Raw genomic sequence first — 21,342 nt, 5'->3', positions numbered from 1 at the left:
GCTCTTTCTTCCTTTCATTAATTCATTTCACATTCGATTCGTATATTTAAATGACAAGGCTCATACTAACCAAAATTAGATGAGAGTCTTTTTTATGTGAATTTCCTTACAATGCAAACTTTCTTGCTTACGAAAAAAGAAAGGCTCTGTTAAATGATTAATAGTAAACAGAGCTATAAAATATATATTTTATAATTAAAAAGGAGTTCATGCACATAACCACAAGTTGTGGATAAAGGTTGTTCTAGAGTATGGGAAATCTTTGTCCACAGATTATCAACAATTGTGGATAATATATTTCCCAGAAAAGAATTCCACAAAGTAAAACACAGTTATCGTATCAAATAAAGTTAGGTATTTCAATACTTAAACGATCTTATCCACATAATCATATGTTATATACATAACAGTTGTCCACAGGTTTGTTATATGTGAAAAACCTGTAGATAAGCGTTGTGGATAATTTTTAAGAGCAAAAATACTATTCACAGCATAAACGTAAATTAATTTTATAAATTGTGGATAACTGAGAGTGTGAATCAGGAAAGGGATTTATATGAGGTTTATATAGAAAAAGAGAAAAATTATAATGAGGCATTGACAAACAGGTTTTATTCTTTATATAATATCATGGTCTGTATGTAGAGATAGATATAGTAACGCTCGAATTCAGGAGGTGTATATAAATGAAACGCACGTACCAACCTAAAAAACGTAAGCACTCTAAAGTTCACGGTTTCCGCGCTCGTATGAGCACTAAAAACGGCCGTAACGTATTAGCTCGCCGTCGTAAAAAAGGAAGAAAAGTATTATCAGCATAAGTCCACTGAGCCACATCAGTGGTCTTTTTTTTCTTTTATCGTTGTTGAATGAGCAAAAAAAGTACCAATGATTAGATGGAGCAGGTGAATGGATCATGAATAAACGCCAACGTATAAAGAAAAATGAAGATTTTCAAAAGGTGTTTAAAAAAGGTAAGTCGTTTGCGAATCGCCAATTTGTTGTATATTGCTTGAAGAAGGAAGAACAACAGGCGTTTCGTATTGGCTTATCAGTGAGCAAAAAAGTAGGAAATGCGGTCACTCGGGTTCAAGTGAAACGCTATATTCGCCAAGCTTTTCTGGAATTAAAAGATGAAGTAAAACAAGATATGGATTATGTTATTATCGCCAGAACGCAGGCGGCCACACTGGATTTTCACGAAACAAAAAAAAGCTTGCAGCATGTTTTAAAGGTTGCAAGAGTATATAAAGGATAGTTCCATAATTAATTGTTTATCATTCATTACTTGAAACTTTGAATATACAGAACAATTAGTAGTGTACGAACGTCCGTACATGGTAAAATATTGTCATAAAAATTGAATAGGTTTGCTTTAGGAGGAAGAAGGTTGAAGAAAAATCTATGGATAATGCTGTCACTTGTTTCAGTAGTATTACTGCTATCAGGCTGTACAGAATTTGACCAACCAATTTCATCTGAAAGTAATGGCTTTTGGAATGAATATATTGTTTGGCCATTAGTATCATTTATCAAGCTTTTTGCTGATATGTTTGAAGGTAATGCCGCGAATTATGCATTTGCAATTATTATCGTAACTGTTATTATTCGTCTAATCATTCTGCCTTTAACTATTAAACAAGTAAAAAGTTCTAAGAAAATGCAGGAAATGCAACCGAAGTTAAAAGAGCTGCAAGCAAAATACAGCTCAAAAGACGCGGCAACTCAGCAAAAATACCAGCAGGAAATGATGCAGTTAATGCAGACTTCAGGTGTTAACCCATTAGCTGGATGTTTACCGATTCTTATTCAAATGCCGATCTTAATCGGTTTCTATCATGCAATTAGCCGTATGAATGCAACACCGGATGCATTTGAACTAGGGACATTTTTAGCGGTTCCATTAGCGGAGCCAAGTATTGTATTTGCTGTAATCGCAGGTCTGATCCAGTATGTTGTATTAATGACTGGTCCCGCTGTAGATAATCCGCAAATGAAAATTATGATGTACATCATGCCATTAATGATTGTTGGTTTCGGTATTATTTTACCTGCCGCTTTATCATTATATTGGGTAGTTGGAAACTTTGTATCTGTATTACAAAACCTTGTTATTTACAAACCTTGGAATAAAAATAAACCGGATGCTACCGATGCAAAAGGAGCGAAATAAGTGAAACAAACTACGCAAATAGGCGCAACAGTAGAAGAAGCGATCTCATTAGCGTTACAAAAGCTTGGCCATATTCGTGAACAAGTTGATGTGGAAGTTTTACAAGAGGGTAAAAAAGGATTTTTAGGTTTTGGAGCACGAAATGCTGAAGTTCGTGTAACTGTAAAGGAAATTGTTCAGCAGCAAGTGGATCAAGAGACGACTTCAGATTCTGCACCTGATGTGGAAGAACAACCAATTGTCGAGAAAACAATCGAGAATGAGCCGGTTTTAGCTAATGAAGATCAACCAATTCACCATGAACAACAACAAGTGGATCCTATTGAAGAAGCAAAAGAGTATTTAACGAATATTGCTTTAGGAATGGGAATTACAGATTTAACAATCGACCATGAAACAGATGGTAAACATGTTTCATTTAAGTTATCGAGCGAGAAAGCAGCATTATTAATTGGGAAGCGTGGTCTTACATTAAATGCGCTTCAACATTTAACTCAGCTCATTCTTAATAAAACAGCCAAATCGTTTATGATTTTACAAATGGATGTGGAAGATTATCGTGAGCGACGTCAAGTTGCCCTTGAACAGCTGGCATTACGCATGGCGGACAAGGCTCTTCGAACACGAAAACCCGTATCATTTGAACCGATGGCATCTTATGAACGAAAAATTATTCATAATGCCCTGGCAAATCGTATAGATATTGAAACGCACTCAGAAGGTGTCGAACCAAATCGATATTTAGTCATAGAGCCAGTAAAATAATATACAGACAGTTTTCGACCTATTCTTTTGGATAGGTCGTTTTTTTAATGAAAGATGGAACCAAATCTACATTACTTTAGATTTTAATTAAAATATGTTAGTCTAAATTGTTAGTTAGTATAGCACGGATGTGATTTATCCACATGTGGATAACACTGAAATAGGAGGATATAAATGGAATTCGATACGATTGCTGCGATTTCCACTCCAATGGGAGAAGGAGCTATTGCGATTGTTCGTTTGAGCGGCGATGAGGCGGTAGCGATTGCAGATAAAATATTTAAATCACCAAATCATAAGCGTTTGACGGAAGTTGCGACACATACGATCCATTACGGACATCTGATCGACCCGAAAACGGATGAAGTGGTAGAGGAAGTTATGTTGAGCTTAATGCGCGGACCGAAAACTTTTACGCGAGAAGATGTTGTCGAAATCAATTGTCATGGCGGTATTGTGTCTGTTAACCGAGTATTACAGCTTGTCTTACGTTACGGTGCACGTTTAGCAGAGCCTGGGGAATTTACGAAACGTGCATTTTTAAATGGCCGTATCGACTTATCACAGGCAGAAGCGGTAATGGATTTAATTCGTGCGAAAACTGACCGCGCGATGAACGTTGCGCTTGGCCAGATGGATGGAAAGCTTTCTCGTCTCATTACATCTTTACGCCAGGCATTATTAGAGACGTTGGCACAAGTGGAAGTAAATATTGATTATCCTGAATATGACGATGTAGAAGAAATGACGATTCCTGTACTTCTTGAAAAATGCGGTTGGGTACGAGAGGAAATTATTAAATTACTTCAAACATCATCCCAAGGCAAAATTTTACGTGAAGGTTTATCTACCGTTATTTTAGGACGTCCAAACGTAGGTAAATCATCTCTTTTAAATAGTTTAGTTCAAGAAAATAAAGCGATTGTAACCGACATTGCAGGTACAACTCGTGATATTATTGAAGAATACGTAAATGTACGTGGAGTTCCTTTACGTTTAGTTGATACAGCAGGTATTCGGGAAACAGAAGATATTGTTGAACGAATCGGAGTTGAACGTTCGAGAGAGGCATTAAAAGATGCCGATTTAATATTGCTTGTATTAAATTACGGAGAAGAGCTTACAGAAGAAGATGAACGCCTTTTTGAAACGATTCAGGCGATGGATTATATTGTCGTTGTCAACAAGACAGATATCGAACGCAAAATCGATTTAAACCGTGTTCATGAATTGGCTGGAAAACATCGTGTCGTAACGACTTCGTTATTGAAAGAAGAAGGTGTAATCGAGCTGGAAGAAGCGATTGCAGCATTGTTCTTTGAAGGGCAAGTAGAAGCGAATGATTTAACATATGTATCAAATGCGCGACATATTGCGCTATTGCATCAAGCTCAACAGGTGATTGAGGATGCGCTTGCTGCAGCTGAGTCAGGTGTACCTGTCGATATGATTCAAATCGATGTGACACGTACATGGGAAATTCTTGGTGAAATTATTGGAGATACTGTACAGGAAAGCTTGATCAATCAGCTATTCTCGCAGTTCTGTCTAGGGAAATAAATCGGAATAAAAGAGAGGAAGAACAACATGTCAATACAATACGAAGCAGGTAATTTTGACGTAATCGTTGTTGGTGCAGGACATGCAGGTGTGGAATCTGCCTATGCAGCTGCGAAAATGGGTGCTAAAACACTCATGCTTACAATTAACTTAGATATGATTGCGTTTATGCCTTGTAATCCATCAGTCGGCGGACCTGCAAAAGGAATCGTTGTTCGCGAAATTGATGCACTTGGCGGTTTAATGGGACGCATTATCGATAAAACACATATTCAAATGCGCATGTTAAATACCGGGAAAGGTCCAGCAGTACGTGCTTTACGTGCACAAGCGGATAAATTCCAGTATCAGCATGAAATGAAACGGGTTTTGGAAGAAGAAGAAAACCTTCAAATTCATCAGGCAATGGTCGATGAACTAATTGTAGAGGATGGCGAAGTAAAAGGTGTTATTACACAAGTTGGAGCAATTTACCGTGCACCGGCTGTCATCATTACTACAGGTACGTTTTTACGTGGGGAAATTATTTTAGGAAATCTGAAATATTCTTCAGGTCCAAACAACCAGCAGCCATCAATCAAATTAGCGGATAACTTAAAAGAATTAGGATTCGACTTAATCCGATTTAAAACAGGGACACCACCACGTGTAAACAACCGTACAATTGATTATTCTAAAACGGAAATTCAACCTGGTGATGATGTACCCCGTGCATTCAGTTTTGAAACAACAGAATATATTATGGATCAGCTACCTTGCTGGTTAACTTATACAACAGAAGAAACACATCGTACAATTGAGGAAAATCTGCACCTATCCCCAATGTTTTCAGGGATGATTAAAGGGACAGGTCCACGTTACTGCCCATCCATTGAAGATAAAGTAACACGCTTTAACGATAAGCCGCGTCACCAGATTTTCCTTGAGCCAGAAGGACGCAATACACGTGAAGTATATGTCCAAGGTTTATCGACAAGCTTACCTGAGCATGTTCAAAAGAAATTAATTGCTTCTATTCCAGGGTTGGAAAATGCGGAAATGATGCGTGCTGGCTATGCCATTGAGTATGATTCAGTCATTCCTACACAATTATGGCCAACATTAGAAACGAAAAAAATTCAAGGTCTTTATACAGCAGGTCAAATTAATGGTACTTCAGGTTATGAAGAAGCAGCAGGCCAAGGTTTAATGGCCGGGATGAATGCAGCAGCAAAAGTTTTAGGCCGTGAAGAAATCATTTTAGACCGTTCAGATGCTTATATCGGTGTATTAATCGACGATCTAGTTACAAAGGGTACAAATGAGCCTTACCGTTTATTAACATCTCGTGCAGAGTACCGTCTTCTGTTACGTCATGACAATGCAGATTTACGTTTAACGGAAATCGGTTATAAAGCAGGGATGATTACGGAAGAGCGTTATGTGAAGTTCCAACATAAAAAAGCACAGATTGAACAGGAAATTGCCCGTCTGCGTGAAGTTATTATTAAACCAAATGCGACAACGCAGGAAGTAATCCGTAATGCTGGCGGTGCGGAGCTAAAAGATGGTATCCGCGGAGCAGACCTTTTAAAACGTACAGAAATGACGTATGATTTAGTTGCTTCCCTTACTCCATCGGAAATCGAACTTTCGGATGATGTAAAAGAGCAGATTGAAATTCAATTAAAATATGAAGGGTATATTCAAAAAGCGCTTCAGCAAGTAGAGAAAATGAAGAAGCTTGAGGATAAGAAAATCCCTGAAAATATCGATTATGATGCCATTCCAAGCTTAGCAACAGAAGCACGTATGAAACTGAAAAGTGTTCAGCCGCTTTCAATTGCTCAAGCATCGCGTATTTCAGGTGTTAACCCTGCAGATGTTTCAATTTTACTTGTCTATATTGAGCAAGGTAAAATTGCAAAAGTAACTACGAACTGAATGATGTGAGCGTCTTTATCCAGAAAGACGCTCATTCTTTAATATGGAGGAATCATTTTATGAACGAAAAGCAGTTTATCGAAGCATTGAAGGAAAAGGGTATTGAGCTATCAGAACACCAGATTGCGCAGTTTAAAAAATATTTTGAGCTATTGGTTGAGTGGAATGAAAAAATGAATTTAACGGCGATTACGGATTTGGAAGGTGTTTATTTAAAGCACTTCTATGATTCGATCAGTGCGTCTTTTTATTTTGATTTTACAAAGGTGACAACGGTATGCGACGTTGGTGCAGGTGCAGGATTCCCAAGTATTCCGATTAAAATTTGCTTCCCTCACTTACAAATTACGATTGTCGATTCACTTAACAAACGAATTACATTTTTAAATCATTTAACAAATGAGTTAAACTTGGATCATATGACATTTGTTCATGCCCGTGCTGAAGAGTTCGGTCAAAATGCAGCATATCGTGAAAAGTTTGATGTTGTAACAGCCCGCGCGGTAGCACGTCTTTCTGTTTTATCAGAGTTATGTATTCCTTTAGCAAAAGAAGGCGGTTATTTTGTTGCATTAAAAGCTGCAGCAGGTGCAGAGGAATTAAAAGATGCGACAAAAGCCATTTCTACGTTAGGCGGAAAATTAATAGAGGAGTTTGCATTCCATTTACCGGTTGAGGAAAGCGAACGTTCACTTTATGTATTTGATAAAGTAAAATCGACACCGAAAAAATACCCGCGTAAACCAGGTGTTCCGAATAAAACACCAATTAAATAAATAAATAAATAAATAAATTTGCCAAATTTGAAATATATCCGTCTTTTGCTGCATATATATTTATATTTATGTTTTTTTAGTGGATAGAAAAATATAAGTTTATTTTGAAATACAAATGGGTATAGACACTATTTTGTCCTATTTTAGGCGAATTCAGTCTATCACCTAAATTACTATTCATTGAACACTGTACATTTTTGATTGAATCAGAAATAATATTGTATATGAGGTAGACAGTTTCCTAAAGGTGGTGCCACACGGATGAAAAGTACTTTTTCACGTTTTTTCGGAGGCGGGAGCAAAGAGCCAGAAGTAAAAAGTGAAGTAGAAGTAATAGAGAATATCTCGATGGCTTCAGAAGAAGTAGTTAAAATTCCAATAGACAAAATCATTCCGAACCGTTATCAGCCACGTACAGTTTTTGATGATGAGAAGATTGAAGAATTAGCAAGAACGATTCATACACACGGCGTCATTCAACCAATTGTGATTCGTCCAATTAATGATGACGCGGATAAATATGAAATAATTGCCGGTGAGCGACGTTATCGAGCGATGAAATCCCTACAATGGACAGAAGTACCTGCTATTGTACGTAATTTAAATGATCGAGAAACGGCGTCTATTGCCCTTATTGAAAACCTTCAACGTGAGGAATTAACAGCAATTGAAGAAGCGCTTGCTTATCAACAATTATTAGGATTGCATCAGCTTACACAAGAAGCGCTTGCACAACGTCTTGGTAAAGGACAATCAACAGTTGCTAATAAATTGCGTTTATTAAAGTTGCCTCAATTTGTTCAGGATGCTATTTTAAATCGTGAAATTTCGGAACGTCATGCCCGAGCTTTAATTGTAATCAAAGATGAGCAATTACAAATGCAGCTCATTGCAGCGACAAAAGAGTTTGATTGGAATGTTAGACAGCTTGAAGAACAAATTCAAAAAATTCTAAATCCCGATGAGCCTGAGATAAAAAAACGTAAACCAAGCAGAAAAGCGATTAGCAAAGATGTACGTATTGCCCTTAATACGATCAAGCAGTCGTTATCAATGGTGACGAAAAGTGGAATTAATGTTAAAACGGAGGAAGAAGATACAGATGATTACTACCAAATCACTGTAAAAATTCCGAAGAAAAAATAAATTAGTGAACTGCCCGAAAGATAACGACTTTCTAGGCAGTTTTTTTAGTAGATTAGTAGAAGCAGCAAGTTTTTTGAAAATAAATTTAGTTTCATAGCATCGTTTTCTAACATTTTTTGTTAAGATAAAAGAAACAGTATTATAAAAGGAAGATTTAATCATCCAAGATTTTTAGACTTTAAAAATATACCTAAATTGAAGTGATGAAAGCAGGTGCGGATATTGGGACGTATTATTGCGATAGCCAATCAAAAAGGTGGCGTTGGAAAAACGACAACCTCTGTTAACTTAAGTGCATGTTTAGCTTTTTTAGGAAAGAAAGTATTAATAATCGATATCGACCCACAAGGTAACGCTTCAAGCGGATTAGGTGTTCGAAAAGGTGATTTGGAAAGCTGTATATACGATGTATTAATTAATGATGAAGATATTAAAGGCGTTATTCAACAAACAGATGTAGAAAACTTATATATTGTCCCTGCTACAATCTCATTGGCAGGTGCTGAAATTGAGCTTGTTTCCACAATCTCCCGTGAAGTTCGACTGAAAAAGTCATTACAGGAGATTAAAAATAACTTTGATTTCATTATTATTGATTGTCCGCCATCACTTGGCTTATTAACTATTAATGCGCTGACTGCCTCCGATGCACTGATTATCCCGGTACAATGTGAATATTATGCATTAGAAGGGCTGAGTCAGTTGCTTTCCACCGTCCGCCTTGTCCAAAAGCATTTGAACAAGGAGTTAATGATTGATGGAGTGCTACTCACAATGCTGGATGCCCGTACGAATTTAGGGCTTCAAGTAATTGACGAAGTAAAGCGCTATTTCCAGGATAAAGTATATCGCTCAATTATTCCGCGTAATGTGCGGTTAAGTGAGGCACCGAGTCATGGGAAACCGGTAATTTTATATGATGCAAAATCGCGCGGGGCAGAAATTTATTTAGAGTTTGCAAGGGAAGTGATTAAAAATGGTTAAAGGTTTAGGTAAAGGGATTGATGCGCTTTTTCGTGAAGAGGCCGTACATAAAGAAGACCAGGTACAGCAAATTGCAGTCGGAAAAATTTTAGCAAACCCATTTCAGCCACGTAAAATTTTTGATGAAACTGCAATCGAAGAATTAGCTAGCTCTATTCATGAACATGGTATTATTCAACCGATTGTCGTCCGTAAAAACGGAAGGAAATATGAAATTGTAGCAGGTGAACGCCGTTATCGTGCGGCGGTTAGTGCAGGTTTGACAGAAGTCCCTGTCATTGTAAAAGATTTTAATGAGCAGCAAATGATGGAAGTTGCTATATTGGAAAACTTGCAACGCGAAGATTTAACACCAATTGAAGAAGCAGAAGCATACAACAGTTTAATTGTGAAACTGAATTTTACACAAGATGATTTAGCGAAACGATTAGGGAAAAGTCGTCCACATATTGCCAACTTAATTCGTCTGCTGCAGTTACCGGAAGATATTCGGGACCTTGTCAACGAAGGAAAGCTTACAATGGGGCATGGACGAGCATTGCTTGGTTTAAAAAATAAACGACGTATACCTGAAGTGGCTCAAAAAGTTATAAAAGACCACCTTAATGTCCGTCAGTTGGAAAAGTATATTCAAGATTTAAATGAAGCTGTTTCACGTGAAACAAAGCCTACCAAAAAGGATATTCATACCCAGGCAACAGAGTCCCAACTACGCGATTATTTTGGAACACAAGTACAAATCAAAAAAGCTAAGAACAAAGGTAAAATTGAAATCGAGTTTTATTCAGATGATGATCTGCATCGTATTTTGGAAATATTAAATATGGAACAACAATAAAAAGGTGCTGAGCGAAAAGTTTCAGCACTTTTTTTATGAACAGTTATAATATAAAAAAGACTAATACTTACCTAATACATAAAGGGAGTCTTACCTCTGCCTCAATTCTTCAGAGGCAGTCAAATTACTATCCGTTATAAGGGTTAAAATTGAATTTGTAGGACAGCAAATAGAAAGAGGAAAATTTCATGGTATTACTAGGTTCTCTGTTAAATGCATTATTTATCGTAATCGGTGCATTGGTCGGCCGTGTCTTCAAAAATATTCCAGAATCCATGCAGCAGACAGTGTTATCCATTATCGGGTTAGTTGTTGCGCTATTAGGAATCCAAATGGGGCTGGAGAGTACGAATTTTATTCTCCTTATAGTCAGTTTAATCATTGGTGCGGTCATCGGTGAATGGCTCGACCTTGAAGGAAAGTTTAATCGTTTCGGTCAATGGATTGAGTCCCTTTTTGGAAAACGTGCACAAAAAGGAACGATTGCAGAGGGGTTTGTTACTGCAACGCTCATTTTTGTTATTGGTTCAATGGGAATTCTAGGTGCTCTTGATAGTGGCTTGCGCAACGATCACAATATACTCATCACTAAAGGGATTATTGATGGATTTATGTCCATTATATTAAGTTCAACTTTAGGGATCGGTGTCATATTATCAGCAATTCCTGTACTTTTATATCAAGGCTCGATTGCATTATTTGCAGGTGCTATTAGTACATATATTCCTAGTGAAGCACTGGATCTATTTATCACAGAAATGACAGCAACGGGCGGTATTATGATTATGGCAATCGGTTTGAATATTGCCGGATTAACGAAAATCCGTATAGCCAATTTGCTGCCAGCGATTTTGATGGTCGGGATACTCGTTGCGATTATTTTTCCGTTTCAGTAAGTGACGCTGCCATGCCAAAACAAGTGCTCGAACAATTTTATCACTCATAGAATACGTAACATGCAGTCTCGTATTTTGTAATACTTTAGCTTCCATAAAGCCTCCGACGTTAACAATTCCTTTTACAGAAATATTACCGATAGGGGGCAACTCTTTTTTCACGGCCTTTCCGGGATAAAGAGGGCCCTGTTGGATTAGAATAGAACCAATCGCATTTGATTCACCTAAACAAGCATCAATGGCAATAATAAAAGGTTGCTCTTTTTCATTAATCAACTGCTCGTAACGCTCTACAATATTGAGGGCATGAAGTGGTGCCTGCAAAGTTCCAACAACCGGAAATGGAAATGAGAAAGTTTGGTGCAGCTGGCTGCCGATAATCGGGCCTAATGCATCTCCTGTAGATCGGTCTGTACCGATACAGCAAAAAATAAGTTCTTCATGATCAAACGGAATCGTTTTTAAAAAGATTTCGCTCAGCTCCCAAACAGCGCTCGTCTGTTCGTAGTGTACACTATAATTTTGAGGACAGGCTTGTGTCATATTATCACTCCTTTAATTTTTAAATTTAAATAGATTACTCGAGAAATAAGCTAAAATACGATATATTTATGCAGTATATTCAATTTTAAAGTTTGTTATACAAGAGGTGGAAAATTTGGAAAAAGATTTGAAATTAGATTTAGAGGAATTTGCTGAAACGGATATTAAAGGACTCGCACGCTATACGACTAAACTTTGGGAATACGTCACAAGTGCGGAATTTTTGGATAAGATCATTGTAGCCAGCGCGAAAATTCTGGCGATTATCGTTATTTCATACCTTGTCGTTTTTATCGGCAAGAAGGTCATTCACCGAGTGTTTATGCTGCGTGTAAGAAATAATGAGCGTCGACAGCTTACGATTGTAAAGCTGCTGCAAAGCGTATTGAGCTATTTAGTGTACTTCTCTGCCATAATGGGAATTTTATCGGCTATGAATATACAAATTGCCGGGTTACTGGCAGGGGCAGGTATTGCTTCTGTGGCCATTGCCTTTGGTGCGCAAAACTTAGTGAAGGATGTTATTACAGGGTTCTTCATTATTTTAGAGGATCAGTTTGGTGTAGGGGATTTTGTAAAAATTAATACGGCAGAAGGTACTGTGATGGAGATTGGTCTTCGTACAACGAAAGTGAAAGGGATAACAGGAGAGCAATTTATTATTCCAAACGGCAGTATTGTAGATGTTATCAACTATTCTATCAACAACTCAAAAGCTACGATTAATATGCAAATTCCGCTTGATGTCAATATTGAAAAAGTCCAAATGGTTATACAAAGCTATCTGGATACATTACCGGAAAAGTATGAGGAGCTTGTCACTGCTCCGGTTTTTCTAGGCGTAACAAATACGACAAGCACAGAAGCGACAATTGGTATTACGTTGGAAACATTGCCTTTACAGCAGTATTCCATTTCCCGTATTATCCGAAAAGATGTAATGGATATCCTGACTCGTAACGGCATTCCTCTTGCTGTACCGAAAATGATGTTTTATGAGCGAAATCAGGGAGGAGAATAATAGATGGAAGCAAAGCAGTACAGTCTTAATGACGTTGTGGAAATGAAAAAGCAACATCCTTGTGGCACGAACGAATGGAAAGTAATTCGATTAGGTGCCGATATTCGTATAAAATGTGAAGGTTGCGGACATAGCGTTATGATTCCACGCCGCGAGTTTGAGAAGAAAATGAAGAAAATTTTACGCCAGGCAGAAGAAGTCTAAAAGCAAAATAGACTTTTATGCGCGCAATCAATATAATAGACAAGGTTGTAAAATTTAATGGACAGAAAAATCCATAAAAGAATTAATAATAAATTTAAATGAACTGAACATAGAAAGGTTGTGTCAATATGGCATTAACAGCTGGTATTGTTGGTTTACCTAACGTAGGAAAATCGACTTTATTCAACGCAATTACAAAAGCAGGTGCACTTGCGGCTAACTATCCGTTCGCAACAATCGAACCGAATGTTGGCAGCGTAACTGTTCCGGATGAGCGTTTAGACAAATTAACAGAATTAGTAGTACCAAAGAAAACAGTTCCGACAACTTTTGAGTTTACTGATATCGCGGGTATCGTAAAAGGTGCTTCTACTGGTGAAGGTTTAGGAAACAAATTCCTTGCCCACATTCGTGAAGTGGATGCAATTTGCCAAGTTGTACGTTGTTTTGAAGATGAAAATATTACGCACGTTTCAGGTACAGTAAATCCTATCGATGACATTGAAGTAATTAATTTAGAATTAATTTTAGCGGATATGGAATCAGTAGATAAACGTATTGCACGTGTAGCAAAAATGGCAAAGCAAAAAGATAAAGAAGCAATGGTAGAAGAGCCAATTCTTCAAAAGCTTAAAGACGTATTAGAAGCTGAAAAACCTGCTCGCGCGGCAGATCTATCAGATGACGAGAAAAAAGTGATCAAAGGTTTACATCTATTAACGATTAAACCAATGCTTTATGTTGCGAACGTTTCTGAGGACGAGGTAGCAGATCCATCTGAAAACAAGTATGTAAAAATGGTACAAGAATACGCAGCAGCTGAAGGCGCACAAGTAATTACTGTTTGCGCGAAAATTGAGGAAGAAATTTCTGAGTTGGAAGACGATGAGAAAAAAGAATTTTTAGCTGAATTAGGAATTGCTGAATCAGGATTAGACCAATTGATTAAAGCTTCGTACAGCCTATTAGGTTTGGCTACTTACTTTACAGCTGGTGTGCAGGAAGTTCGTGCATGGACATTCCGTAAAGGCATGAAAGCACCACAATGTGCTGGTATTATTCACTCTGACTTTGAACGCGGCTTTATCCGTGCTGAAACAGTGGCATATACGGATTTAGTAGAATACGGTTCAAAGCCAGCTGCAAAAGAAGCAGGCCGAGTACGCGCTGAAGGTAAAGAGTATGTTGTACAAGACGGCGATGTATTAGAGTTCTTATTTAACGTATAATTAGTAGACGCTTTGTGAGTATAAATATATCCTCACAAAGCGTTTATTTATATATGAAAATAAGCTATTTCCTTAATATTAAAAGACGTAGCCAGTTGCATAGAAATAACAACTATGATACAATTCATTGATGTGAGTAATAGAAGTTACTTGCTCCTTGCTCCCTATTTAGTAGGAGAGCCCAAGTCCATAAGGAGGTGCAAACACAAATGAGAAAGTACGAATTAATGTACATCATCCGCCCAAACATTGAAGAAGAAGCGAAGAAAGCTTTAGTAGAGCGTTTCCAAGAAATCTTAACTTCAAATGGTGCAGAGATCACAGAAGCAAAAGATTGGGGTAAGCGTCGTTTAGCTTACGAAATCAATGACTTCCGCGAAGGTTTCTACCAAATCGTGAAAGTTAACGCTGGTACTGAAGCTATCAACGAATACACTCGTCTAGCTAACATCAGCGAAGACATCATCCGTCACATCGCAGTACGCGAAGAAGACAAATAATTTTTAAACTTAAATGCTGAAAAAAGGAGGGTGCATTGATGATTAACCGTGTCGTATTAGTCGGAAGGCTTACAAAGGATCCAGAGCTTCGTTACACACCGAGTGGAGTTCCAATGGCACGTTTTACGATTGCCGTAAACCGTACATTTTCGAGTCAGTCGGGTGAACGCGAAGCAGATTTCATAGGCTGTATCGCCTGGAGAAAACAAGCTGAAAACTTAGCAAACTTCATGAGAAAAGGGAGTTTGATTGGTGTAGAGGGTCGTATTCAAACAGGTAGCTTTGAAGGACAAGATGGAAAGCGTGTGTATACAACAGATGTCGTTGCTGATTCAGTGCAGTTCTTAGAACCACGTGGAGGAGCTAATGCATCACAAGGTGCACCAAGCCAACAATACAGTGGAGGGCAAAATTATGGTGGTCAGCCATCTTATAATCAGCCTAACCAACAATTTGGAGGCGCGCAATCACAGGATTCTTACGGTTCTTATCAACAGCCAGCTCAAAATCAGCAAAACTATACACGTGTAGATGAAGATCCATTTGCAAACAGTAAAGGACCGATTGAAGTTTCTGAAGACGATTTACCGTTCTAAGAATTTCACATCTATAATTAAAAATTAAAAGGAGGAACACGATAATGGCACCACGTCGCGGAGGCCGCAAACGCCGTAAAGTTTGCTACTTCACTTCAAATAACATTACGCACATCGACTACAAAGATGTAGATCTTTTAAAGAAATTCATCTCTGAGCGCGGTAAAATTTTACCACGTCGCGTAACTGGTACTTCTGCTAAATACCAACGTAAACTTACATCTGCAATCAAAGTTTCACGTATTATGGCATTATTACCATTCGTAGCTGAAGAAAAATAATTTCTTAAAAAGTACAGCAAAGGCTTAATTGTCTTCTGCTGTACTTTTTTTATTGTATAAAGTTTTTTTATAGATCCATAAACAAAGGCTGCCACAAAACAACTTGTGACAGCCTGAGAAGTGCAACAGCCCATTTGCAGGCTGTTGCATACATTATTATTTTGTAATTAAATCAAGATTGACTGGAATAACATCTTCAACCGTTTCACCGTTTAAATAAGCAATCGCTGTTTCCATCGCGATCTTTCCAATCTCATCAGGTTTTTGGGCAACGGTTGCAGCTAGATTTCCTGCTTTTACAGCAGCCACCGCATCGTCTGTTGCATCAAAGCCGACTACTACAATTTTCTTACCTGAAGCTGAAATTGCTTCCTGCGCACCTAATGCCATTTCGTCATTGTGTGCAAATACTGCTGTAACATCCGGATTAGACTGCAGGATATTCTCCATGACTGTTAAGCCCTCTGAACGGTTAAAGTTCGCTGTTTGCTTTGCAACGACGTCTAAGATGCCTGTTACAGCTTCATTGAACCCCTGTCCACGATCACGTGCAGCAGATGAACCTGCGACACCTTCCAACTCGACGACTTTGGCACCTTCACCAACCAACTCTGTAATATATTCTCCTGCCAGTTTTCCGCCAGCTACGTTATCAGAGGCGATATGCGATACGACTTCTCCACCTTCAGAAGAACGGTCTACCGTAATGACGGGAATATTTAAAGCATTAGCAGATTCAACAGCAGTTGCAACAGCAACAGAATCTACAGGGTTAATAATGATCAAATCAACATTTTGCTGGATTAAATCTTCAATATCGGAAGCTTGTTTAGACGCATTATCTTGGGCATCTACAATCGTTGTATTTACACCAAGTTCTCTTGCTTTTGCTTCCGCATTTTCACTTAGCGTCACAAAAAATGGATTATTTAAAGTTGAAATCGATAAACCGATTGTCAATGTATCACTACTGCCTTTTGTAGATGTGGCAGATGTTCCGAAAGAAGGTTCCAAAGAGAAGCCAGGTTTTACCGAACAAGCCGATAGCATCACAGTGGCCAAAAGTGCCATTAATAATATTAATTGTTTTTTCACGCTTATGACCTCCATCTACGCTGTTTTTTTACGGTCAATTAACACCGCGATTAAAATAACAATCCCTTTTACAACTTGCTGGAAGAATGAAGAAACGCCGATTAAGTTCAATCCGTTATTCAATACTCCGATAATTAAGGCACCTACTAATGTACCGAAAATCCAGCCTTTACCGCCTGTTAAACTTGTTCCACCTAAAACAACTGCTGCAATTGCATCCAACTCATAAGATGTACCTGCTGTTGGCTGTGCAGAGTTTAGACGAGATGTTAAAATCAGTGCGGATAAAGCTGCTAACATACCAGTTAATGAGTATACAGCAATTTTTACACGGTCCACATTGATTCCTGATAATTTAGAAGCCGCTTCATTGCCGCCTACTGCATAAACACGGCGACCGAATGTTGTTTTATGCATAATTACATATAACGCAATGAAAGCTAGAATCATTGTACATACTGGAACTGGAATACCGAAGAAGTATCCTTTACCTAACATCTGGAATGTAATTTCATTTCCTAAGTCAGAAACAGGGCGACCATCCGTATACACTAACGTTAATCCACGGTAAATTGTCATGGTTGCCAATGTTGCGATGAATGGTGCTACTTTACCCTTTGCAATGATGACACCATTTACAGCACCAAGAATGGCCCCTAATAATAAGGCTGCAAGAATCGTTAACACAGGATCTATTCCTGAAGCAAGCATTGTGGCAGCAACTGCTCCTGTAAGGGCTAATGTCGAGCCAACCGATAAATCGATGCCGCCGGTTAAAATAACAAAAGTCATACCGAATGCAATGAGCGCACTAATCGATACTTGACGTAAAATATTTAAAATATTATCTGTTGTCATAAAGCTTGGATTTAAAATCGTAATGACAATTACAATTAGAAATAATCCTAAGAGAGGACCTAGCTTTCCTAACATTTCTTTTGAGCTAGTTTTTAACAACTTCTTCTCCTCCTGTTGCGTAATGCATAATAGTTTCTTGTGTTAAGTCAACGTTGTCTAAAATAGCTGTTTGACGTCCTTCGTGCATAATCATTACACGGTCCGCCATACCTAACACTTCCGTTAGCTCTGAGGAAATCATTAAAATGGCTACACCTTCCTCGGCTAACTGATTCATAATCGAGTAGATTTCTTTTTTTGCACCGATATCAACACCGCGAGTGGGTTCGTCCAAGATTAAAATATCTGGTTTTGTACTTAACCATTTCGCGATAACTACTTTCTGCTGATTACCGCCGCTTAGAGAGCCGACAGCCTGTGTCGCATCACTGCATCGAATATTTAACTGCTCAATATATTTTGCAGCATGTGATTGCTCTTGTTGTGGTTGAATAAAGCCGCTTTTTGCAATTGTCTTCAAATTTGTTAAAAACATATTTTCCTTAATTGAAAAATCTAGTACAAGACCTTCTGTTTTACGGTCTTCCGTTACAAAACCAATTCCGTATTTCATTGCTTGAATCGGGTTTTTGATCGTCACCTTTTCCCCGTGGATGAAAATATCACCTTTGGACTTTTTAAGGTTACCGAAAATGGCCTGTGCCACTTCTGTACGGCCTGCGCCCATTAAACCTGCAAATGCTAAGATTTCCCCTTTACGAATCTGGAAGTTAATATCTTTGCATACCGCGGGACATGTTAGCCCTTTTACTTCTAAAGCTACGTCACCAATTTTTGCATTACGGCTTGGATAACGTTCACCAAGCTCACGTCCGACCATCATTTTTACAATTTCATCAAAAGTTGTTTTTGGAATTTCACGAACACCAACATATTCACCATCACGTAAAATTGTAATACGATCACAAATTGCAAAAATCTCTTCCATACGATGTGAAATATAGACGAACGAAATACCTTTTGCTTTTAGTTCTCTAATCGTTTCAAAAAGTGTTTCAATTTCACGATCTGTAAGGGCAGCTGTCGGTTCATCCATCACGATATACTTTGCTTCTGAATTAATTGCTTTGGCAATTTCAATCAGCTGTTGTTTTCCGACAGATAGCGAACCGGCAGGCTGGCGAACATCAATATGCAAACCGAGTTTTGCTAATAGTGTCTGTGCTTCTTTATTCATTTCACGGGTACGCAGTAATCCTGTACGACCGACTGTTTTTTCTTTCCCTAAAAATAAGTTTTCCGCTACCGATAAATGCGGCAGAATATTTAATTCTTGGTGAATTACGTGAATGCCTAAACTTTCTGCGTCTTTTGCTGAAGTAAATGTATACGACTGACCGTCAACTAGCACGTCACCATTATCACGCGAGTAGATGCCGGCCAAAATTTTCATCATTGTTGATTTACCGGCACCATTCTCACCCATTAAGGCATGGATTTCCCCGTTTAACAGGGTGAACTCAACATTGTTTAATACGACGTTTCCATTGAATGCTTTTCTTATGCCCTTCATTTCAATCATGTTCCGTCACCTACCTTAAAAAATTACGCCGCTTTGTAGCATGATATTGGCGTATGGTGTTATTTCACCTGTACGAATAATGACCTTTGCTTCGCTCGACATCTTCTTGAATTGTTCGTGGGATATATATGTAACCGGTTCCACTTTTTGCAATATTGAAGAATGAATAGTTTCGTTAGCAGTTTTTATTTCTTCAGCTAAATAACTATGTTCTACTTTTAAATCTTCTAGAACAACTTCTAATATCGCGATAAATCCTGGTTCTCCCAGTTTGTATGCTAAATCGATACATGTAACCCCGTCCGGAATTGGTAAGCCGCAATCGGCAATAACAATTTTGTCGGTATGACCTAAACGTGCAAATATACCGGCTAATTCCCGGTTTAAAATGCCTTGTTTTTTCATTTTGCGCTTTCCTTTCGAACAATCACATCTTCTAATTTTGGCATCCCACCTTGGGCTCCAAATTTTTCAACGGACAAAGACGCTGCTATATTCGCAAAAAATACTGCTTCTTCAATCGATTGACCGTTTGTAATAGCATGTGCAAAGGCACCGTTAAATGTATCACCGGCACCTGTCGTATCGACAGCTGTTGTGTTGAACCCTTTTACATGTACATGTTTTGTCCCATCAAAGTAGCGTGCACCATCTTCACCTAATGTCACAATTAACTGATTCGGATATTTTTCCAATGCTGCTTTAACATCATCTCCAAATAGTAGGGCACATTCAGTTTCGTTCGGTGTTAAGTACCTAATATACGGCATCCATTCAATGTCGAAGTTTGCTGCTGGAGCAGGATTAAATAGTACTGGTACTTGAAGCTCTTTACATAAATTCAGGCTATACTTTATCGTTTCTACTGGAATTTCAAGCTGCATTACAACTAACTGACTATTTTCAATAACAGTTTTTGCAGAAGCGATCACTTCTGGCGATACTTTAGAGTTGGCGCCTGGTACAACGACAATACGGTTGTCCGATTCGTGGAGTAAAATATTTGCAATGCCTGTAGCACCACTTGTATTCATAACTAAGCTCGTATCTATATTTTCTTCATTCAGGTTCGCACGGAGTTCCGTACCGAAGCTATCCGAGCCGACAGCGCCTAACATTTTTACTTGGCTGCCTAAACGTGCAGCTGCTACTGCCTGATTCGCACCTTTTCCGCCTGGAACCGTTGTAAATAAGCTCCCTAAAACGGTTTCCCCTTTTTTAGGGAATACATCCATTTGAACGACTAAGTCCATATTGATACTTCCAATTACCGTTATCATTTTGCAGCTTCCTTTCTTGTCGTCCCTCGCACAATTAATTGCGGATCTATATTTAATACCGTTTGTTTTATTTCTTTGCCTTCAATCTGTTCGATTAACATTGTTGCGGCTGCAGTACCCATCTTGTATAAATCCTGACCGACCGTTGTTAAAGGCGGTGATACCATCTCACCGAGCGCAATACCATCAAAGCCAACAATTTGCAGTTCTTCTGGTACGCGCTTGCCAAGCTTATGTGCAATGTGAAGTGCAGCAATGGCTAATGTATCGCTGCTTGCAAAAATACCATCAATCTGCGGATTTATTGCTAAACACTGTTCAATCGCTTTAGCAGCAACTTTAAAATCAAATGACGATGTTATAACTATTGGATCTAATCCATGTTTATCCGTTGCTTCTAGAAACCCTGTAAGACGGTCATCCGCCGTTTTTAAACCATGTGGACCACCTATACATAATAAATTTCTCGCACCATTTGTGAGTAAGTACTCTCCCCCAAGCCTTGCTCCTTTTTGGTTATCGGTTGCCACGGTCGGGACAGTTGCATCGATTATTCGGTCAAGGGCAACAATTGGTGTATTGATTGATAGATATACAGAGGGATCTAATAAGCTTGTTGCCACAATTAGGCCGGCAACATAGGTTTGTGATAAGCGCTCTAAATATAACAATTCCTTTTCCATTTGGTCGTCTGAATTACAAAGAACAACTGTATAGCCATAAGACCATGCCATGTCTTCCACAGCACGCGCCAATTCTGGAAAATACGGATTTTTTATATCAGGAACTATAAGGCCAATAATATTGGATTGTTTTTTACTTAATGAACGTGCAACGCTGCTTGGTTTATAATCCAGCTCACGAATTGCATGTTCAATACGTTCTGATGAATTTTTACTGACATAACCATTTTGGTTTAAGTAGCGTGAGACTGTTGCTACAGAAAGATTTGCAACCTTTGCTACATCTTTAATGTTAACCATTTATCCGCCCCCTAAAACAAAATGTGTTACCGGTTACATAATATATGCTATACAATACAAATTGTCAACGAAATAGATGACATAAAGAACAGAAAAAAGGCTTTTTATA

General features: G+C 38.3%; 24 protein-coding genes. 17 read left to right on the top strand and 7 right to left on the bottom strand.

The genetic code is table 11. The annotated features are described in order from the left end of the window. The first annotated feature begins 686 nt into the window (after positions 1 to 686). From rpmH to MHH37_RS20920, 11 genes are all read left to right on the top strand, one after another. Positions 687 to 821: a 50S ribosomal protein L34 gene (gene rpmH, locus MHH37_RS20970; RefSeq protein WP_008408389.1), complete on the top strand. Its 135-nt coding sequence runs from the start codon at positions 687 to 689 to the stop codon at positions 819 to 821. A 95-nt stretch (positions 822 to 916) separates the two neighbouring features. Further along, positions 917 to 1,258 (top strand): ribonuclease P protein component, encoded by a 342-nt coding sequence (rnpA, locus tag MHH37_RS20965; RefSeq protein ID WP_008408387.1) that lies wholly within the window; start codon positions 917 to 919, stop codon positions 1,256 to 1,258. A 132-nt stretch (positions 1,259 to 1,390) separates the two neighbouring features. Next, positions 1,391 to 2,173 (top strand): membrane protein insertase YidC, encoded by a 783-nt coding sequence (gene yidC / locus MHH37_RS20960; RefSeq protein ID WP_008408385.1) that lies wholly within the window; start codon positions 1,391 to 1,393, stop codon positions 2,171 to 2,173. Further along, positions 2,174 to 2,938: an RNA-binding cell elongation regulator Jag/EloR gene (gene jag / locus MHH37_RS20955; RefSeq protein ID WP_342574508.1), complete on the top strand. Its 765-nt coding sequence runs from the start codon at positions 2,174 to 2,176 to the stop codon at positions 2,936 to 2,938. Between the two features lie 174 nt (positions 2,939 to 3,112). Next, complete coding sequence (gene mnmE / locus MHH37_RS20950; protein WP_008408382.1) at positions 3,113 to 4,498, top strand: tRNA uridine-5-carboxymethylaminomethyl(34) synthesis GTPase MnmE; 1,386 nt, start codon at positions 3,113 to 3,115, stop codon at positions 4,496 to 4,498. 27 nt (positions 4,499 to 4,525) lie between these two features. Then, the gene (gene mnmG, locus MHH37_RS20945; protein ID WP_140405569.1) at positions 4,526 to 6,421 is read left to right on the top strand and encodes a tRNA uridine-5-carboxymethylaminomethyl(34) synthesis enzyme MnmG; all 1,896 of its coding nucleotides are present in this window, start codon (positions 4,526 to 4,528) and stop codon (positions 6,419 to 6,421) included. A 59-nt stretch (positions 6,422 to 6,480) separates the two neighbouring features. Continuing rightward, a complete protein-coding gene (rsmG, locus tag MHH37_RS20940) occupies positions 6,481 to 7,197 on the top strand; it encodes a 16S rRNA (guanine(527)-N(7))-methyltransferase RsmG (protein ID WP_014822346.1) in 717 nt (238 codons plus the stop codon). A 261-nt stretch (positions 7,198 to 7,458) separates the two neighbouring features. Next, positions 7,459 to 8,343 (top strand): nucleoid occlusion protein, encoded by an 885-nt coding sequence (noc, locus tag MHH37_RS20935; RefSeq protein WP_008408374.1) that lies wholly within the window; start codon positions 7,459 to 7,461, stop codon positions 8,341 to 8,343. Positions 8,344 to 8,565: 222 nt separating this feature from the next. Beyond that, entirely contained in the window at positions 8,566 to 9,327 is a 762-nt protein-coding gene (locus MHH37_RS20930; protein ID WP_014822348.1) for an AAA family ATPase, read from the top strand. Then, positions 9,320 to 10,165: a ParB/RepB/Spo0J family partition protein gene (locus MHH37_RS20925; protein WP_014822349.1), complete on the top strand. Its 846-nt coding sequence runs from the start codon at positions 9,320 to 9,322 to the stop codon at positions 10,163 to 10,165. The genes MHH37_RS20930 and MHH37_RS20925 overlap by 8 nt, the downstream gene beginning before the upstream one ends. Positions 10,166 to 10,353: 188 nt before the next feature. Next, complete coding sequence (locus MHH37_RS20920) at positions 10,354 to 11,061, top strand: DUF554 domain-containing protein (RefSeq protein WP_342574505.1); 708 nt, start codon at positions 10,354 to 10,356, stop codon at positions 11,059 to 11,061. Here MHH37_RS20920 and yyaC read toward each other — a convergent pair. After that, positions 10,978 to 11,604, bottom strand: a complete 627-nt coding sequence (gene yyaC, locus MHH37_RS20915; RefSeq protein ID WP_008408365.1) for a spore protease YyaC — start codon at positions 11,602 to 11,604, stop codon at positions 10,978 to 10,980. The genes MHH37_RS20920 and yyaC overlap by 84 nt on opposite strands. Before the next feature lie 115 nt (positions 11,605 to 11,719). On the opposite strand from yyaC, the gene MHH37_RS20910 reads away from it, so the two are divergent. The 6 genes from MHH37_RS20910 (at position 11,720) to rpsR (ending at position 15,435) form a co-directional block, all read left to right on the top strand. Next, positions 11,720 to 12,625 carry a mechanosensitive ion channel family protein gene (locus MHH37_RS20910; protein WP_087617924.1) on the top strand — a complete coding sequence of 302 codons (906 nt, stop codon included), beginning with the start codon at positions 11,720 to 11,722 and terminating at the stop codon, positions 12,623 to 12,625. 3 nt (positions 12,626 to 12,628) lie between these two features. Further along, positions 12,629 to 12,829, top strand: a complete 201-nt coding sequence (locus MHH37_RS20905) for a DUF951 domain-containing protein (protein ID WP_008408362.1) — start codon at positions 12,629 to 12,631, stop codon at positions 12,827 to 12,829. Positions 12,830 to 12,957: 128 nt separating this feature from the next. Then, a complete protein-coding gene (gene ychF / locus MHH37_RS20900; RefSeq protein WP_014822352.1) occupies positions 12,958 to 14,058 on the top strand; it encodes a redox-regulated ATPase YchF in 1,101 nt (366 codons plus the stop codon). 209 nt (positions 14,059 to 14,267) lie between these two features. Continuing rightward, positions 14,268 to 14,558, top strand: coding sequence for a 30S ribosomal protein S6 (rpsF, locus tag MHH37_RS20895; protein WP_008408357.1), 291 nt, complete (start codon positions 14,268 to 14,270; stop codon positions 14,556 to 14,558). A gap of 38 nt (positions 14,559 to 14,596) precedes the next feature. After that, on the top strand, positions 14,597 to 15,154 hold the full coding sequence (gene ssb / locus MHH37_RS20890; RefSeq protein WP_014822353.1) for a single-stranded DNA-binding protein: 558 nt from the start codon (positions 14,597 to 14,599) through the stop codon (positions 15,152 to 15,154). A 41-nt stretch (positions 15,155 to 15,195) separates the two neighbouring features. Beyond that, the gene (gene rpsR, locus MHH37_RS20885) at positions 15,196 to 15,435 is read left to right on the top strand and encodes a 30S ribosomal protein S18 (protein ID WP_172954456.1); all 240 of its coding nucleotides are present in this window, start codon (positions 15,196 to 15,198) and stop codon (positions 15,433 to 15,435) included. Between the two features lie 156 nt (positions 15,436 to 15,591). Here rpsR and rbsB read toward each other — a convergent pair whose 3' ends face one another. From rbsB to MHH37_RS20855, 6 genes are read right to left on the bottom strand one after another with little or no spacing between them, the layout of a single operon-like run. Continuing rightward, positions 15,592 to 16,530 carry a ribose ABC transporter substrate-binding protein RbsB gene (gene rbsB / locus MHH37_RS20880; protein ID WP_342574501.1) on the bottom strand — a complete coding sequence of 313 codons (939 nt, stop codon included), beginning with the start codon at positions 16,528 to 16,530 and terminating at the stop codon, positions 15,592 to 15,594. 15 nt (positions 16,531 to 16,545) lie between these two features. Beyond that, positions 16,546 to 17,487 carry a ribose ABC transporter permease gene (rbsC, locus tag MHH37_RS20875; protein WP_014822355.1) on the bottom strand — a complete coding sequence of 314 codons (942 nt, stop codon included), beginning with the start codon at positions 17,485 to 17,487 and terminating at the stop codon, positions 16,546 to 16,548. Continuing rightward, complete coding sequence (locus tag MHH37_RS20870) at positions 17,474 to 18,970, bottom strand: sugar ABC transporter ATP-binding protein (protein WP_342574498.1); 1,497 nt, start codon at positions 18,968 to 18,970, stop codon at positions 17,474 to 17,476. Before MHH37_RS20870 ends, rbsC begins: the two co-directional genes overlap by 14 nt. Positions 18,971 to 18,985: 15 nt before the next feature. After that, positions 18,986 to 19,375, bottom strand: a complete 390-nt coding sequence (rbsD, locus tag MHH37_RS20865) for a D-ribose pyranase (protein ID WP_342574497.1) — start codon at positions 19,373 to 19,375, stop codon at positions 18,986 to 18,988. Further along, positions 19,372 to 20,250: a ribokinase gene (gene rbsK / locus MHH37_RS20860; protein WP_342574496.1), complete on the bottom strand. Its 879-nt coding sequence runs from the start codon at positions 20,248 to 20,250 to the stop codon at positions 19,372 to 19,374. The genes rbsD and rbsK overlap by 4 nt, the downstream gene beginning before the upstream one ends. After that, positions 20,247 to 21,233 (bottom strand): LacI family DNA-binding transcriptional regulator, encoded by a 987-nt coding sequence (locus MHH37_RS20855; RefSeq protein ID WP_342574495.1) that lies wholly within the window; start codon positions 21,231 to 21,233, stop codon positions 20,247 to 20,249. Before MHH37_RS20855 ends, rbsK begins: the two co-directional genes overlap by 4 nt. Between the last annotated feature and the right edge of the window lie 109 nt (positions 21,234 to 21,342).

The sequence above is a fragment of the Solibacillus sp. FSL K6-1781 genome (assembly GCF_038630735.1).
Classification (GTDB): Bacteria; Bacillota; Bacilli; order Bacillales_A; family Planococcaceae; genus Solibacillus; species Solibacillus silvestris.
This window is presented reverse-complemented; position numbering and strand designations above follow the sequence as displayed.

Bases quoted from the DNA above. Each gene is read 5' to 3' on its own strand.
- rpmH (WP_008408389.1), top strand. From the start codon at position 687: ATGAAACGCACGTACCAACCTAAAAAACGTAAGCACTCTAAAGTTCAC.
- rnpA (WP_008408387.1), top strand. From the start codon at position 917: ATGAATAAACGCCAACGTATAAAGAAAAATGAAGATTTTCAAAAGGTG.
- mnmE (WP_008408382.1), top strand. From the start codon at position 3,113: ATGGAATTCGATACGATTGCTGCGATTTCCACTCCAATGGGAGAAGGA.
- mnmG (WP_140405569.1), top strand. From the start codon at position 4,526: ATGTCAATACAATACGAAGCAGGTAATTTTGACGTAATCGTTGTTGGT.
- rsmG (WP_014822346.1), top strand. From the start codon at position 6,481: ATGAACGAAAAGCAGTTTATCGAAGCATTGAAGGAAAAGGGTATTGAG.
- noc (WP_008408374.1), top strand. From the start codon at position 7,459: ATGAAAAGTACTTTTTCACGTTTTTTCGGAGGCGGGAGCAAAGAGCCA.
- MHH37_RS20925 (WP_014822349.1), top strand. From the start codon at position 9,320: ATGGTTAAAGGTTTAGGTAAAGGGATTGATGCGCTTTTTCGTGAAGAG.
- MHH37_RS20920 (WP_342574505.1), top strand. From the start codon at position 10,354: ATGGTATTACTAGGTTCTCTGTTAAATGCATTATTTATCGTAATCGGT.
- yyaC (WP_008408365.1), bottom strand. From the start codon at position 11,604: ATGACACAAGCCTGTCCTCAAAATTATAGTGTACACTACGAACAGACG.
- MHH37_RS20905 (WP_008408362.1), top strand. From the start codon at position 12,629: ATGGAAGCAAAGCAGTACAGTCTTAATGACGTTGTGGAAATGAAAAAG.
- ychF (WP_014822352.1), top strand. From the start codon at position 12,958: ATGGCATTAACAGCTGGTATTGTTGGTTTACCTAACGTAGGAAAATCG.
- rpsF (WP_008408357.1), top strand. From the start codon at position 14,268: ATGAGAAAGTACGAATTAATGTACATCATCCGCCCAAACATTGAAGAA.
- ssb (WP_014822353.1), top strand. From the start codon at position 14,597: ATGATTAACCGTGTCGTATTAGTCGGAAGGCTTACAAAGGATCCAGAG.
- MHH37_RS20870 (WP_342574498.1), bottom strand. From the start codon at position 18,970: ATGATTGAAATGAAGGGCATAAGAAAAGCATTCAATGGAAACGTCGTA.
- rbsD (WP_342574497.1), bottom strand. From the start codon at position 19,375: ATGAAAAAACAAGGCATTTTAAACCGGGAATTAGCCGGTATATTTGCA.
- rbsK (WP_342574496.1), bottom strand. From the start codon at position 20,250: ATGATAACGGTAATTGGAAGTATCAATATGGACTTAGTCGTTCAAATG.
- MHH37_RS20855 (WP_342574495.1), bottom strand. From the start codon at position 21,233: ATGGTTAACATTAAAGATGTAGCAAAGGTTGCAAATCTTTCTGTAGCA.